Annotated in this window: 1 pseudogene; it reads left to right on the top strand. The window is 70.0% G+C overall.

What is annotated here, in order from left to right:
• Window positions 1–446, top strand: a pseudogene (locus BG61_RS38935) (LuxR family transcriptional regulator); the annotation flags it as partial.

The following is a 446-nucleotide window of genomic DNA, read 5'->3' as shown; positions in this document are numbered from 1 at the left end:
GCGCGAAACGCCCGTGTTCATCACCGTAGAGGACAGCGCATGGTGCCGCCTGCACACCGTGGTGCGCGACGCGCTGCGCGTGCGCCTGGGGCGCCTGCCTGCCGCCGGACGCGAGGAGTTGCATGCGCGCGCCATGAGGTGGTTCGTCGCGCGCGGAATGATCGAGGAAGCCGCGCGCCATGCGCATGCGGCCGGCCAGCACCGGACCGCCTACGAACTCGCCGAGCGCAGTCTCTACGATGCGGTGGGACGAGGACACCTGAGCGTCGTGCTCGACTGGTTCGACCTGCTGCCTGAGTGGGAACTGGAGCAGCGCCCCCGCTTGCGACTCGCCGCGGCGTGGGCACTTGCGCTCGGGCAACGCCACGAAGAAGCGCAGCGCCAGGTCGACCGCATTCTCGCCGGTCCTGCCGTGGACACGGAACTGCGCTACGAGTGTGCCCTGA

Origin of the sequence: Caballeronia glathei (assembly GCF_000698595.1) — a bacterium.
GTDB classification, from domain to species: domain Bacteria; phylum Pseudomonadota; class Gammaproteobacteria; order Burkholderiales; family Burkholderiaceae; genus Caballeronia; species Caballeronia glathei.
This window is presented reverse-complemented; position numbering and strand designations above follow the sequence as displayed.